Annotated in this window: 12 protein-coding genes; 6 read left to right on the top strand and 6 right to left on the bottom strand. The window is 52.7% G+C overall.

Annotated features, from left to right (window positions below):
• Positions 1-71: 71 nt before the first annotated feature.
• Positions 72-2,957 carry a histidine kinase gene (locus ACTJIK_RS20395; protein ID WP_440649383.1) on the top strand — a complete coding sequence of 962 codons (2,886 nt, stop codon included), beginning with the start codon at positions 72-74 and terminating at the stop codon, positions 2,955-2,957.
• Positions 2,954-3,715 carry a LytR/AlgR family response regulator transcription factor gene (locus ACTJIK_RS20400; RefSeq protein WP_074237512.1) on the top strand — a complete coding sequence of 254 codons (762 nt, stop codon included), beginning with the start codon at positions 2,954-2,956 and terminating at the stop codon, positions 3,713-3,715. Before ACTJIK_RS20395 ends, ACTJIK_RS20400 begins: the two co-directional genes overlap by 4 nt.
• 333 nt (positions 3,716-4,048) lie before the next feature.
• Here ACTJIK_RS20400 and ACTJIK_RS20405 read toward each other — a convergent pair whose 3' ends face one another.
• Positions 4,049-5,584 (bottom strand): S1C family serine protease, encoded by a 1,536-nt coding sequence (locus ACTJIK_RS20405; RefSeq protein ID WP_440649384.1) that lies wholly within the window; start codon positions 5,582-5,584, stop codon positions 4,049-4,051.
• A 241-nt stretch (positions 5,585-5,825) separates the two neighbouring features.
• A complete protein-coding gene (locus ACTJIK_RS20410) occupies positions 5,826-6,842 on the bottom strand; it encodes an acyl-CoA reductase (protein WP_440649385.1) in 1,017 nt (338 codons plus the stop codon).
• Positions 6,843-6,934: 92 nt separating this feature from the next.
• On the opposite strand from ACTJIK_RS20410, the gene ACTJIK_RS20415 reads away from it, so the two are divergent.
• From ACTJIK_RS20415 to ACTJIK_RS20430, 4 genes are all read left to right on the top strand, one after another.
• Positions 6,935-7,282, top strand: coding sequence for a 4Fe-4S dicluster domain-containing protein (locus tag ACTJIK_RS20415; protein ID WP_440649386.1), 348 nt, complete (start codon positions 6,935-6,937; stop codon positions 7,280-7,282).
• Positions 7,283-7,373: 91 nt separating this feature from the next.
• Positions 7,374-8,372: a D-alanine--D-alanine ligase gene (locus ACTJIK_RS20420; protein WP_440649387.1), complete on the top strand. Its 999-nt coding sequence runs from the start codon at positions 7,374-7,376 to the stop codon at positions 8,370-8,372.
• Between the two features lie 15 nt (positions 8,373-8,387).
• Positions 8,388-9,212, top strand: a complete 825-nt coding sequence (locus ACTJIK_RS20425) for a PASTA domain-containing protein (protein ID WP_440649388.1) — start codon at positions 8,388-8,390, stop codon at positions 9,210-9,212.
• Positions 9,213-9,242: 30 nt separating this feature from the next.
• Complete coding sequence (locus ACTJIK_RS20430; protein WP_440649389.1) at positions 9,243-9,551, top strand: rhodanese-like domain-containing protein; 309 nt, start codon at positions 9,243-9,245, stop codon at positions 9,549-9,551.
• A gap of 72 nt (positions 9,552-9,623) precedes the next feature.
• Here the strand turns inward: ACTJIK_RS20430 and ACTJIK_RS20435 are convergent, their stop codons facing one another.
• The 4 genes from ACTJIK_RS20435 to ACTJIK_RS20450 form a co-directional block, all read right to left on the bottom strand.
• The gene (locus ACTJIK_RS20435) at positions 9,624-10,016 is read right to left on the bottom strand and encodes a RidA family protein (protein WP_440649390.1); all 393 of its coding nucleotides are present in this window, start codon (positions 10,014-10,016) and stop codon (positions 9,624-9,626) included.
• A gap of 11 nt (positions 10,017-10,027) precedes the next feature.
• The gene (locus tag ACTJIK_RS20440; RefSeq protein WP_440649391.1) at positions 10,028-11,221 is read right to left on the bottom strand and encodes a hypothetical protein; all 1,194 of its coding nucleotides are present in this window, start codon (positions 11,219-11,221) and stop codon (positions 10,028-10,030) included.
• A complete protein-coding gene (locus tag ACTJIK_RS20445) occupies positions 11,218-12,042 on the bottom strand; it encodes a type 1 glutamine amidotransferase (protein WP_440649392.1) in 825 nt (274 codons plus the stop codon). The genes ACTJIK_RS20440 and ACTJIK_RS20445 overlap by 4 nt, the downstream gene beginning before the upstream one ends.
• A 371-nt stretch (positions 12,043-12,413) precedes the next feature.
• Positions 12,414-13,514, bottom strand: coding sequence for a carboxylate-amine ligase (locus tag ACTJIK_RS20450; RefSeq protein ID WP_440649393.1), 1,101 nt, complete (start codon positions 13,512-13,514; stop codon positions 12,414-12,416).
• Positions 13,515-13,545: the final 31 nt, after the last annotated feature.

Raw genomic sequence — 13,545 nt, forward strand, 5'->3', positions numbered from 1 at the left:
AAGCATATTTAAGCCATCAGCTGTTGATGCAAGCCATCCGTTACATAGCATTTTTGCTCTTTTGCCTGGTTTTGTCCCGTTCCGCAACTGCGCAGGGCCTGGTAATACGCAATTATAACGTAAAGGATGGGCTTGCCAACGCTACGGTATACAGCGCCGTGCAGGACCGGGAAGGTTTCATCTGGTTTGCCACGCCCACCGGCGTCAGTAAGTTCGACGGCAAACGCTTCCGCAACTACACCAAAAAAGACGGGCTTACAGATAACGACGTGATCAAACTCGCCGCCGATTCCCGCGGCAGGATCTGGTTCTTCACCAACAACGGCCGCCTTTCCTACTACTACCGGCATGTTCTCCACAATGATGAGAACGATACCAGCCTGGTATATACCAGCCGGAGCCATTACATGCTGTATGCCTTCGAGGATACTACGCGGAATATCTGGTTTCTCAACACCGCCGGTCTTGTGGTATATTACAACGGCCGGCAATCCGTCTACAGGCTGGGAGACATGCCCATGGACGTTATGGGGCTGCTCAGCAAGGATTCGATATTTCAGCCGCTGCAGAAATACTTTCACCTTCCCAGCGTAAAAGACAGCACCAACGAATTCCGGAAGATATTTCTCACCCCCGCATTTTCCGTGCAGGACGAAAATTTTAGCGCGCGCATCCGCCGCAACCCCGTGGTGATCGTGAACAATACCCTGTATTCTTTTACCCCCGGCGACGTCATTCCTTTTTTTAAAGGGCCGGAATGGGGGATTACCGAAGAGATCAGCTGCATGAGCATAGACAAGGATGACCTATGGATAGGCACCCCGCGTTCGCTGTACTACATCAAGGATTTCTTTAAAGGCGAGCGCAAGCTCAACAGGCTGTTGAATAATCACTTCGTCACCTCCATCCTCAACGACCGCGACGGTAATATCTGGATCACCACCTATGGGGACGGGGTGTACTACATTCCTTTCAAGAATTTCTATTTCTCCTACCTCGACAATACGAACGGGCTTTATTCGCATTCCATTTACAGCGTGTTTAAAGACCGCCGCAACGGCCTGCTCTACATTGGCGAGAATGCCGGCATGCTGAACATCATGGACCCCGCGGGCCACATCAGGCGTTACCCGCTGGACTCTACCGGCGGGCGCAACAGCGTGCTCAGCATATTGCCCATGCCAAAGGGCGGCGTCGTGATCGGTACAGACAATGCCATTTACGAATACGCTCCCGGCATGCCCCGGCCGCGGGAAGCGCTCAGGATGCGCAGCATCAAGGACCTGGATGTAACTCCTTCAGGCAAGGTGAGGGTAGTGGCGAGGAACAGGCTGGTGAACGGCCTGGATGCCCGCCCTATGGACCTCAGCAACCTCGAAACGCAGGTATCCTCCATTGCCTGCATAAACGATACGTCCTATTACCTCGGTACCGGCACGGGGCTTTTTTACAGCGAAGGGAACCACCAGCCCATTCCCGTGCAGGACGATCCCCGGCTGAGCCAGAGCATCAAGGACCTGCAGTGGATAGATGGTTTCCTCTGGATCGGCACCAGCGACCAGGGAGTTTTTGTATTGAAGAACAACCAGGTGGTCCGCCATTTCAGGACGGCGGATAATCTCGTGAGCGATATCTGCCAGCAGCTTTATTACGACGGCAACGGCCGTCTTTATGTGGCCACCAACCGCGGCGTATCGGTCATAGATACACGCAAACGCGTGCTGCTGCGCAACCTTACTTCCAACGACGGGCTCATGAGCGACGATATCCGCGGCCTGAGCCATGCGGGAGATACCCTGTATATCGCCACTTCCAACGGCCTCTGTTATTTCTCCCGCGACCATATTCCGGTAGATACCGTGCCGCCGACGGTTTATCTCAACGCCATCCGTTATGGCGACAGCAATTACCTGCCCAGGGCTTACTTTCAGCATATTTACCAGCGCGGCAGCTCCTTCGAGGTGGAATTCGGCGCTATTGCCTACGACCTGCCGGAGCTGGTGGAGTACCAATACAATTTTTCCAACGATACCGCTTCCGGCTGGGTGACCACCATGAGCAACATCGTGCCGTATCCCAAGCTGCAGCCCGGCGATTATACCCTGCTGATAAGGGCGCGCAAGTACAAAAGCGACTGGAGCAGGCCCATAGCCCTGCGGGTCAACATCCTGCCGCAATGGTACCAGGAATGGTGGGCAAGGGGCATTCTTGTGCTGCTGGCGCTGATGGCCATCCTGCTCATTCTCCGCTATATCATCAACCGCGTGAAGGGAGGGGAGAAGCGCAAAACGGAATACAACCGGCGGATCGCGGAGCTGGAGGCGAAGGCGCTCACCAACCAGATGAACCCGCATTTCATCTTCAACTCGCTCAATTCCGTGCAGCATCTTATCCTGGAGAAGGAAGAAAAGCAGGCGCTGAACTTCTTAGCCGATTTCGCGACGCTGATGCGGCAGATGCTGAACAATAGCCGGAAAAGCTATATTTCGCTGGAAGAGGAGATCGCTTTCCTGGCCAGGTACCTGGAGCTGGAAAAGATCCGTTTTGCCAATTCTTTCGTATACCGGTTCGAGTTAAGCCAGGAATTGAAGGAATATACCGTTTATATCCCGCCCATGCTGATACAGCCGATACTTGAGAACGCCGTCAAGCACGGGCTGGCCCCCAAGAACGGGAGCGGGCACCTGCTGGTGCGCCTGGAAATGCAGGGAGACCTGCTGTATTGCGCAGTGGATGATGACGGGATAGGCTGGGAACATGCGAACAGTATTAAGACCGGAAGGCTTGCCAAGCATGAATCTACGGCACTTAGTGTTATAAAGGAAAGGCTCCAGATTATTAAATCTTTTAATGGAAGCGTTGGAAAGTTAGAAATTATTGATAAATTTAAGTCTGGATTCGGCAACAAGGAAGGTACCTTGGTTGAAATCCTGATTCCCATTGTAAAGATGTTATGAGTATTATAAAAGCTGCCATTGTTGACGACGAGGTCCGCAACATTCATATCCTGCGAAACATTTTAGAAAATTACTGCAAGGATGTTAAGGTGATAGGCGAAGCACAAAATATCCATGAGGCCGCGGAGATGATCAAGAATAACCCTATTGATGTTTTGTTTCTGGATATTGAGATGCCCCCACACAACGGTTTTCAGTTACTGGAAATGTTCCCTGTCCTTAACTTTGAGGTGATTTTCATTACTGCTTTCCAGGAATATGCGCTCCAGGCGATCAAATTCGCCGCGCTGGATTACCTCCTCAAGCCTATCAAGGTGAGCGAGGTGGAGGATGCATTGGAGAAAGTGAAGCGCAGCAAAAAAGGCCGGCTGAACGAACTGGCCTCCATCCTTAAAGATTACGTTAAAAACAATGATAATGCGTTCTCCAAGATCGTAATACCCGTCAACGATGGGTATAATGTCATTGACCTTAAAGATATTATCTACTGTGAAGCTTTTGACAGCTATACCAAGATCCAGCTGATCAACAACGTTTCCCACCTGATCTCCAAATCCCTCAAAGAATACGAGGAAATGCTCTCCGACAAGGGTTTTTACCGCGTGCACAAGTCTTTCCTGATCAATATCCACCATATTGTCAAGATCATCAAGGGCTTAGGCACCGCCGTGATCATGAGCGACCAGAAGAATATCCCTATTTCCTCCCGCAAAAAGGATGAGTTCTTCACACAACTCAAAGGTGTGATCAATCTGTAACCCCCGGTTTCAGCCCTTTTACCTTTCTCCCGGTTATCATTTACCGCAGCTTTACGATCGTTAACGAGCCATTTCTGTGCGTTTACCAATTCGCGGAATACGGTTATTACATATAATACTAAATTTAGTATAGGGTTTTCATAGGATATATGGTCATTCTTGTGAGCCTTTACAATAATGGCCATAATGAGGCCCCGGCGTATGCCGGGGCCTTTATTTTTACAAGATTCCATAAGATCAATAAAAAAGGGCTCCTGGAAACAAGAGCCCTTTAATCCTAACCTATAAAACCTATATGAAAACACATGTTAATGTCTGTAATATTTAACTGCGTCAGAACTCAGCGCTGTTGGCGAAGTTCAGATCGTAGTAGTAGATGTTCGCGTACCGGTCACGCGCGTAGAAACCTTCCAGCCTGGTCTGCTTTTTACCATTAAGGGCTTTCTTCAGTTCCTCCAGGTTCCTCACCTTGGTTTCGCCCGCTTTCAGGATAATGAACTCGGGCTTCATGTTCGTTTGTTTTTTGATCAGCCCGCTGCCGATGCCTTGCACCAGTACGCCCCCGTCAATGCCATAGCTCTCTGAAAGTTCTTTGGGCAGCGATCTGAAATCAGCCCCCAGGTAATCGAGTACACCCAGCTTTACAATATCCGTATTCCCGTCGAGGTTCTTCAGAATTGCGTTAGCGGTATACTCTTTACTGCCGCGTAAGTAGTTAACGCTGACTTTATCACCTGGTTTGTATCGGCTGATCTGTTCCATCAACTCCGGAATTGATGAAGTATTTACACCATTTATCTTGGTTATGACGTCTCCTTCTTTAATGCCCGCCTGCGCGGCTGCGCCTGTAGACGGTGCGCCCAATACCTTGATGCCGGCCATATCGCGGCTCATATTCAGGGATTTGAGCTCTCCTTCTGTCATTGTGCTGGGATCTTTATATTCGATTCCCAGGTAGGCGCGCTGCACGTTGCCGAATTTCATCAGGTCGTTCACCACTTTCTTCACAAGGTTCACCGGGATGGCGTAGGAATATCCTGCGTAAGCCCCGGTAGGGGAAGCAATGGCCGAGTTGATGCCAATCAGCTCGCCAGCAGTGTTGATCAGCGCGCCGCCACTGTTGCCCTGGTTCACCGCGGCGTCCGTTTGTATGAACGATTCGATCGCGGTGCGGCTGTTGCGGCGGTTGATACCGATGGCGCGGCTTTTGGCGCTCACGATGCCTGCTGTAACGGTGGTTTCCAGGTTAAGCGGGTAACCTACCGCCAGCACCCACTGGCCCACCTGCACATCGTCTGAATTACCGTACAGGAGGTAGGGGAGGCCGGAGGCCTTTATTTTGATCAGCGCCAGGTCCGTACTGGGATCTGTTCCCACCACGCTGGCTGTGAAAGATCTGTTATTGCTCAGGGTCACGGAGATCTCATCCGCATCGTCCACCACGTGATTGTTGGTAACGATATACCCGTCGTCCGAGATCAGCACCCCGGAGCCGGAAGCCATCTGGCCCGGCGTGTAATACCGGCGGCCGCCATCCCCTTCGTCGAAATCCTCCCCGAAAAATTCTTCCAGGAGGCTTCTCCTTTTCTGGAGGTTATTCCCCAGCTGCTTGGGGTTGATCTTCGTTTTTATATGAACCACTCCCGGGGTACCGATCTTCGCCGCCTGCTGGAAATCAGTAGGAGGGGTCAGATTGGTGTTACCGGTGGCGCCGGGCATGTAACTGGCATAATTTACAGGGATAGTATCGGAGCCGTTCTGGAAAATACCCTGCTGCTCCTTCTGAAAGTACTTACTGTAAACAAATATGCTCCCAAACGCAGTGGCCGCGCTTATCAGGATAGTACCCGCAACTTGCGAAATTTTCATATTTGCACTGGTTTTTTAAAGGGTTGATAGAAAAAGTTCTCAGACAACCTAAGATCAATTTACATGCCTTTCCTTACAAATTTAACGGAGATAAGAGGATGTAAGTTGTAACACGGAAGTATTTAACAGATTTTTATGCCAATCGTTAAAAGCTCCTTAATTAAACGGCACAGGCACTGCCAAAAGTATGGCAATGCCTGTCAAGATAACAAGGTGAATGACATTTTGTTAATCCGCCCGGCTAGAGCGAAGCCAGGAAGGCGGCGGTATCCACGCCATCGGCATAGTCTGTAAGCGAAGGATATTGCGCCTGGCCGAAAGGGACAGCGTCTGCAGCCACGAGGCATTGCAGGTCCTGGCTTTCCCGCAGCTGCGCCTCCAGCTCCTGCCGGTTGCGGTAGAAGCCGTAGTGCAGCACGCTGAGCGGGCTGAAGAGCGATTCGCTCTCATGCAGCAGCAGGCTGCCGTTCGTTTGGTACGGACTGAGGTTCAGCAGGTACAAAGCGAGGTTGTAATCGTAATTGTTCTTGTACTTGTGATGGTCCGCCAGGCGGTCGTATTTTTTCAGCGCGGTGAGCAAGGGTTCAAAATCATAACCTTCCGGCACATATACTTTCGTAACGTTCCGGCAACCCAGCCCGAAGTAGAGCATCACATCATCTGCCAATGCATCCAGCTCTTCCGGGCTTTCGGCGCCGGTGAGCACCGCCGCGGAAGTACGGTTGCGGCGGATGATATGAGGGTATTTAGCGAAGTAATAATTGAAATAACGCGCGGAATTATTGCTCCCGGTGGCGATGTACGCATCGCAGTCCCTGAGCATATCCGCCACCACGGTGTCTTGCGCGGCTTCCGGCGCCCATTCCGCGATCTTTTCGAAAATATGCGGCAGCAGGATATTGTCCTTGGACGACAATTTGATCCTGATCTCATGCCCGCTCAGAAAGCCCGTGAGCCAGTCGTGGAACCCTACGAGGGGAATATTCCCCGCCGCAACGATCCCTACTTTTTTCCGGCTTGCCGGCCTGCCGAAGCCGGGATATTGCGCCACCCAGGCCTCCAGTTTTTCAGGGGCCAGGTAGTATTTACAGATGTTTTGCAGCGAAAGGTCAACGAATTCGGGGGTGAACCAGCCGTTATGCGCAAAAGCAAGCTGCTTTGCCAAACGGAGGCTTTCCTGCTCCTCTTCCGTGCCTTTCCCGCCCAAATACGCCTCCAGCCGGCCCAGTACTGCTAATTTTTGCGATAATTCCATCATATCCCCGAAAAATATTTTGAGTATTTAAATTGTAGAAATTCTATTTTTGAAGCAAAATTAATGGCTTACATCCTAAACAAAAAGTTTACAATATGGCAATTAAGATAACAGACGAATGTATAAACTGCGGAGCTTGTGAACCTGAGTGCCCCAACAATGCGATTTACGAAGGTGGTGTAGAGTGGGCAATTGCAGACGGAACCACTGTAAAAGGAACATTTACCCTGATGGACGGCAGCCAGATGGACGCGGACCAGCGCAACGCCCCCATCAGCGTTGATACATATTATATCGTGCCCAACAAATGTACCGAATGCCAGGGCTTCCACGAAGAGCCTCAATGTGCGGCCGTATGCCCGGTAGACTGCTGTGTGCCCGATGAAATGTACCAGGAAACCGTGGACGAGCTGCTGGCGAAGAAAGCTCACTTGCATATCTAACCAGCAAATACAGTTCAAAAATTGAAATAATTCACCGAAAAGGAAGTACCAGCGGTATGTTGGGCCTTCCTTTTTTGTTATTTTGCCATCTATGAAGAAGAATATAGCCCTGGTAGCCGGCGGATACTCCGGAGAATACGTGATCTCCGTGCAAAGCGCAGCAGTCATCGAAAAGAACATCGATCCCGCGTTGTACGACGTTTACAAGATCATCATCACCAAAGAAAGCTGGACCTACACGCCGCCTGAAGGCGCCGCCGTGCCGGTGGACAAAAACGACTTCACGCTCAGCCTGAACGGCCGGAAGATCAGCTTCGACGCCGTATTTATCGGCATTCACGGCACGCCGGGTGAAGACGGGCGCCTGCAGGGATATTTCGAGATGCTGGGCATCCCTTATACCAGCTGCGGTATGGTGACCTCCGCGCTCACCTTCAACAAAAGCTATTGCAACAAAGTAGTGGCGGCCCTGAACGTGGTGAACGTGAGCCGTTCCGTGCATATTTTCCGGGACCAGCCTTACAACGCCGCGGAGATCCTCGGCCAGCTGCGCCTTCCCGTTTTCGTAAAACCCGCCGAAGGCGGCAGCAGCATCGGCATGAGCAAGGTGAATACAGCGGAGGAGCTGGAACCCGCCATCCTGAAGGCTTTCAACGAAGACAGCCAGGTGCTGATCGAGGAGTTCATCAAAGGCACGGAAGTGACCTGCGGGCTGTTCCGCACACAGGGTAAGCTGACCGTGCTGCCTCTTACGGAGATCCGCAGCACGAAAGAGTTCTTCGACTACGAAGCCAAATACACCCCCGGCATCACCAACGAGGTGACCCCGGCAGAAATAGCGCCCGCGGCGGCGGACACGATCCGGGCGGCCGCGCAGGAATTATATAACAGGCTGAACTGCAAGGGCATTGTGCGGGCGGATTTTATCCTCGAAGAAGGCACCGGCAAAGTATATTTCCTGGAAGTGAACACCATGCCCGGGCAGAGCGAGAACAGCCTCGTGCCGCAACAGGTGCGGGCGGCGGGCCTTACGCTGACGGCCTTTTACGGCATGCTTATTGAAGAATGCCTTGCGGCTGTTAAAAATTAAGTATACTTTGCTAATATGAAAATGTTTCACAATATCACAAAGCGTTCCTTCGGCTTCAATATTCTCGTGATCTTGGGGCTGATAGTGCTGCTGGGAATACTTTTCTTCATGTCTCTCGGTTTCCTCACCCGCCATGGCGAAGAAGTGACCGTGCCGGACATTCGCGGCAAAAGCATCAAAGACGCTACGGCCACACTGGAGGGGCTTGGCTTTGAAGTGGAAGTGCGCGATTCCATCTACATTGATACCATGCCGGCCCTGCTGGTATACGAGCAAACGCCCGAACGCGGCGACGTTGTGAAAAGCCACCGCACCATTTACCTCACGGTCAACAAAGTAGTGCCGCCCATGGTACCCATGCCGGACCTGGAAGGGCTTACCTACCGCAGCGCCGAAATGACGCTGCGCGCCCGCAGGCTGAACATCGGGGATACCATTTATAAGCCGGACTTTGCCACCAACACTGTTTTGCAGCAATTGCTCAACGGCAAGCCCATCAAACCGGGCAAGGAAATACCCGAAGGCAGCAATATTACGCTGGTATTGAGCAGCGGCACCGGCAGCATGGAAAATCCTGTGCCGGAGACGGTGGGCATGACCTATATGGAAGCCCGCGAAGTGCTGGCTGCCAGCAACCTGAACATCGGCACCGTGCTGATAGACGGCGGCGTGACGGATACGCTGGGCGCATTCGTGTTCAGGCAGAGCCCCCCGCGCAGGAATGAGCTGGGCGAGCTGAACCTGATACGCGCCGGAGAAAGCGTGGATCTTTGGCTGAGCGCCACCAGGCCCGTGAAAGACTCAGCGGCCCCGGTGCAAAACCAGCCGGTGGAACAATAGAATCTTTACATTTGTAAAAAATTTCGCATCATGCAGACAATCACACCCGAAGAACTGAAAAAACGCCTGGACAGCGGGGAAGACGTTATACTGGTAGACGTGCGCGAGCCGCATGAAAGAGAGGAGTACAATATCGGCGGGATACATGTTCCGCTGGGAGACATCCGCGCCATGCAGGTAGACGAGCTGGAAGATTATAAGGACAAGGAACTGGTCGTGTATTGCAGAAGCGGCAACCGCAGCGGGCAGGCATGCATGGTTCTTGAGACCATGGGCTTCACCAACCTCGTGAACCTCACCGGCGGCATGCTGGCCTGGCAGGAGAAAGTGGGTCAATAAACGATTACAATCGCACGCAACATAAAGCCATCCTTCACAGGGGTGGCTTTTTCTATGGTGCCTTCCGGGAGATTACCCTTTGGATGGCACTACCGCGGTTGCCTCAATTTCCACGAGCAGTTCGGGGCCGATGAGATTGCTGACCTCCACCATGGTGGTGCAGGGCCTGATGGCCTGGAAGAATTCCCCGTGCGCGCGGCCCACCTCTTCCCATTTTGAAATATCGGTAACGTACATGCGCGTACGAACCACGTCGTGCAGGGAGGCGCCTGCTTTGACCAGCGCCGCTTCGATCTTGGCCAGCGCATGTTTGGTTTGTTCGTATGCGCTGCCGATGCCGATCACCTTATCGCCGTCCTGCGATACGGTGCCTGAAACTTCCACCACATTGCCGATCCGCACTGCGCGGGAATAGCCTACCTTGGCCTCCCAGGGAGCGCCTGAACTGATGTTTAGCCTTTGCATATGTTGTGTATTTAAGGTTCGAAAAAACAACTGCTGCCGCCCACCCAATCAAGGTCGCGGTTAAAGTTCACGCCGATCATCTTTCCTTTGCTGAGCCTGGCGAGGTTTTGCGCCAGCACGGGCGCAGCGGCATCGTCGGGCCAGCAGTACATCAGGCGTATCTCGCATTTGGCGGGGCCGGTAGGCGTTTCGACGGCGGGAGCGTATTGCACTTTCTGCTGCAATATCCAGTTCTCCGGGTCTTCAATTTTCTCCACATCCGCCGGCGTGGGGTCTATGATCACGCCCTGGCCCGCAAAGGAGAACAGGGGCTTCAGCACATAATTCTCCAGGTCCTGCGGCAGCACAGGCAGCTCGTGCAGGAACCAGGCTTTGGGCGCAAACGGGCCATGGATATAGGGTAACAGGAACTTGCTGACGCGGTAATACCAGTTAGGGTGCGTGGCCCATTCCACTTCCAGCTCATGCTGGAAATTGATCACCGTGCCCAGTTGCTCTTTATATTTCGCCAGGTCTTCAAAAATCATGCGGTTGTAGATCCGCTGTACGCGCACCTTTTCGCCGTCTTTAAGGTAAAAGAGCTTCTTCCCTTCCTGGATCAGTTCAGACACGCAAACGGCCGGGATGCCCAGCAAGGCCTCGGTGCACACAAAATCGATCAGCGTTTTCTGTTCCTGCGGCAGCACTTCCAGTAATATCACATTGGCAGGCTGATGCGTGCCGAGTATGCAACGGCGCAGCAGCTCCACGTAACCCTGGCGGTCCAGCCCCGGTCCGAAAGTGGAAAATGTTCCGGGCACGGGCATATATTGGCGGTATTGCCGAGCCAGCAGCTCCTGGAAACCGAACAGGCTGGGAAAGCCCTGCAGCTCTATGAGCTGCGGGGTCAGTTTGCCGGCTTCGTTGCGGGTTACAGCAAAGTCGATGATGATGAACTGCGGGTGATGGTTTTCTTTCGGCACCAGCAGCCCCGCCGGGATGGCGGTTTCGGTAATGCTAAGCAGGTCCGGCCGGAGGAGGGTTGTTATCACCGCATCACCTGCGGCAAGGAGTTGTTCCTGCAATTTTTTCGGAACGAACACCGGCGTTTCAGCCACCCTGAAAGCAGGCGTGACACCGGTTTCCACGGTCAGGCTTGCCAGGAGGTCCGCATACCTGGCGGATGAGAATTGCTGGTTATAAGCCTGGCGTATTTCCGGGATCATGTTGGTCTGGTTTGGGAAAACTGGTACGCCAGCGCCTCTTCCAGGAAGTTGGGCAGCAGCGTATTATGCGTGAGCAGGATCTTGTCCGGCTCAGTGAGCAGTTCCAGCATGTTATCAAATTTTTCGCGCCCGTGCTCTTCCACGATGCGTTGTTTTTTAGCGGGTGTGAGCAGGTATTTGCGCATGCCGGGCGCATCGGCTTCGGGGTGAAACTGTGTGCCCATCATATACGGATTGAAGCGGATGGCCATGGTAGCTCTTTCGAGCGGCACATGCGGCCTTTCTTTTTCGATAGCAAGCACTTCGGCGCCCATGGCGGTGAGCTTTGCTTCGTTGGGCTGGATCACCTGCCAGTTGCGGCTGTCCACGATAAAATATGGTTCGGGCAGGCCGTTGAAAACGGGCTCTGTTTCGCCTGCTTTTGTTTTGTGAACGGGGAACACGCCAAAGGCGGGAGACCTGCGGCGGCAAACCGTTCCCAGCTGGAAATGCCGGCACACCACCTGGAAGGAATGGCAAATAAGGAAGACGTGTTTTTTCCGGCTGCCTGGTTTTTCATTCCAGTCCAGCACGCTGTTCAACCAGCGGAAATACGCCTTTTCCCATTCGCTGCCTTCGCTGTCCACAGGGCTGCCGGGCCCGCCGGTAGAGATATATACGTCGTATTGCAGGTCCGGTACCTGCTGTTGCCCGCGCACATCGAATTCGTTGATCTGCAAAGGCACCTGCGCCGCTTCCGCAAATTGCATCAGCAGGTCCCGGATGCAGCGCATGCCCTCGTTGGGAACGCCGTCGTACATATCTAGTATCGCAATTTTCATTCGTTCATTAAGTCTTTTCTATTTGCCAAATGGGATCTTCGATCTCATTCGTTCATTAAGTCTTTTAAGTTGTCGAATGGGATCTTCGATCTCATTTGTTCATTAAGTCTTTTAAGTTGTCGAATGGGATCTTCGATCTCATTTGTTCATTTCGTCTTTTCTATTTGCCAAATGGGATCTTCGATCTCATTCGTTCATTAAGTCTTTTCAATGGTCTACGTCATTGCGAGGAGCAGCAGCGCCAAAGCGGGAGGGGTGACGAAGCAATCTCCTCCGTTGAAGTGACAAGCCCCATATTTGGAGATTGCTTCGTCGCCCTCCTGCACAAATCCCCCGCGCTGCTTCTCGCAATGACGAGTTCCACCACAAAATTACGGCAGAAACTGCGATTGTATATAATCCACCACTTTCACCAGGTCGCCGGTTTCTTCGAATACTTTCAGTTGCTTATCCGCCCCCGTGCCTTCCGCCAGGATGCGGTTCACGCCGTCCACCACGGTGGAGCGGGTACCAAGGTCGTCCAGCACATCGTCCACGAAGTCGAGCAGCTCGTAGATCAGCGCGCGGGTGTTCACTTCCATTTCCTTCCCGAAATCGATCAGGTTCCCGTCTATACCATAGCGCGATGCCCGCCATTTGTTCTCGTTCACCAGCGCGCGGTTGTAAATAATGAAGTTGAGGTTCTGCGTGCGCAGCTTATAGATCTTTACGCAGATGGACTGGAACAGTGCTGTGAGCGTGATGGTTTCCTGGAGGGTGAGCGGCACATCACAAATGCGGAATTCCACGGTGTTGAAGAAAGGATGCACGCGGAGGTCCCACCACACTTTTTTCGCATTGTCTATGCAGTTCGTTTTCACCAGCAGCTTGATGAAGTTGTCGTATTCTTCGATGCTCGTGAAATAATCGGGGATGCCGGTGCGGGGGAATTTGTCGAACACCTTGGTGCGGAAGGATTTGAAGCCGGTGTTGCGGCCTTCCCAGAAAGGGGAGTTGGTGCTGAGCGCGAAGACGTGCGGCAGGAAATAACGCACGCTGTTGGCAATGTGGAGCGCCATTTCGCGGTTCTCCATGCCCACATGTACATGCAGGCCGAAAATGAGGTTGGATCGCGCGGCGTCCTGCATTTCATTGACCAGCGCAAAATACCTTGGGTGGTCGGTGATGAGCTGTTTTTCCCATTTGGAGAAAGGATGCGTGCCGGCCGCACCGATGCTGAATCCCAGCTCTCCCGCGATCTGCGTGATGGTTTTGCGCAGCAGCAGCACGTCCTCCCAGGCTTCCTCGATGTTGGCGCATATCTGTGTGCCCACTTCCACCACAGCCTGGTGCATTTCCGCTTTCACCTTATCTTTGATCACTTTCTGCGCATGCTCCACGATTCTTTGCTCGTGCGAACGCAGTTCCCGCGTTTGCGGGTCCATTACCATGTATTCTTCTTCAATTCCGAGTGTAAAGGCTCCGTAATTCATGTCTTATCATGCGTTTCTGCGGTGAAGTTCG

It is taken from the genome of Chitinophaga sp. 22620, from assembly GCF_052044405.1.
Lineage (GTDB): Bacteria > Bacteroidota > Bacteroidia > Chitinophagales > Chitinophagaceae > Chitinophaga.

What these genes read in the sequence shown, in the direction of transcription:
- ACTJIK_RS20440 (WP_440649391.1), bottom strand. Translation starts at nt 11,221, where the DNA reads ATGATCCCGGAAATACGCCAGGCTTATAACCAGCAATTCTCATCCGCC.
- ACTJIK_RS20450 (WP_440649393.1), bottom strand. Translation starts at nt 13,514, where the DNA reads ATGAATTACGGAGCCTTTACACTCGGAATTGAAGAAGAATACATGGTA.
- ACTJIK_RS20435 (WP_440649390.1), bottom strand. Translation starts at nt 10,016, where the DNA reads ATGCAAAGGCTAAACATCAGTTCAGGCGCTCCCTGGGAGGCCAAGGTA.
- ACTJIK_RS20420 (WP_440649387.1), top strand. Translation starts at nt 7,374, where the DNA reads ATGAAGAAGAATATAGCCCTGGTAGCCGGCGGATACTCCGGAGAATAC.
- ACTJIK_RS20415 (WP_440649386.1), top strand. Translation starts at nt 6,935, where the DNA reads ATGGCAATTAAGATAACAGACGAATGTATAAACTGCGGAGCTTGTGAA.
- ACTJIK_RS20430 (WP_440649389.1), top strand. Translation starts at nt 9,243, where the DNA reads ATGCAGACAATCACACCCGAAGAACTGAAAAAACGCCTGGACAGCGGG.
- ACTJIK_RS20405 (WP_440649384.1), bottom strand. Translation starts at nt 5,584, where the DNA reads ATGAAAATTTCGCAAGTTGCGGGTACTATCCTGATAAGCGCGGCCACT.
- ACTJIK_RS20445 (WP_440649392.1), bottom strand. Translation starts at nt 12,042, where the DNA reads ATGAAAATTGCGATACTAGATATGTACGACGGCGTTCCCAACGAGGGC.
- ACTJIK_RS20400 (WP_074237512.1), top strand. Translation starts at nt 2,954, where the DNA reads ATGAGTATTATAAAAGCTGCCATTGTTGACGACGAGGTCCGCAACATT.
- ACTJIK_RS20410 (WP_440649385.1), bottom strand. Translation starts at nt 6,842, where the DNA reads ATGATGGAATTATCGCAAAAATTAGCAGTACTGGGCCGGCTGGAGGCG.
- ACTJIK_RS20425 (WP_440649388.1), top strand. Translation starts at nt 8,388, where the DNA reads ATGAAAATGTTTCACAATATCACAAAGCGTTCCTTCGGCTTCAATATT.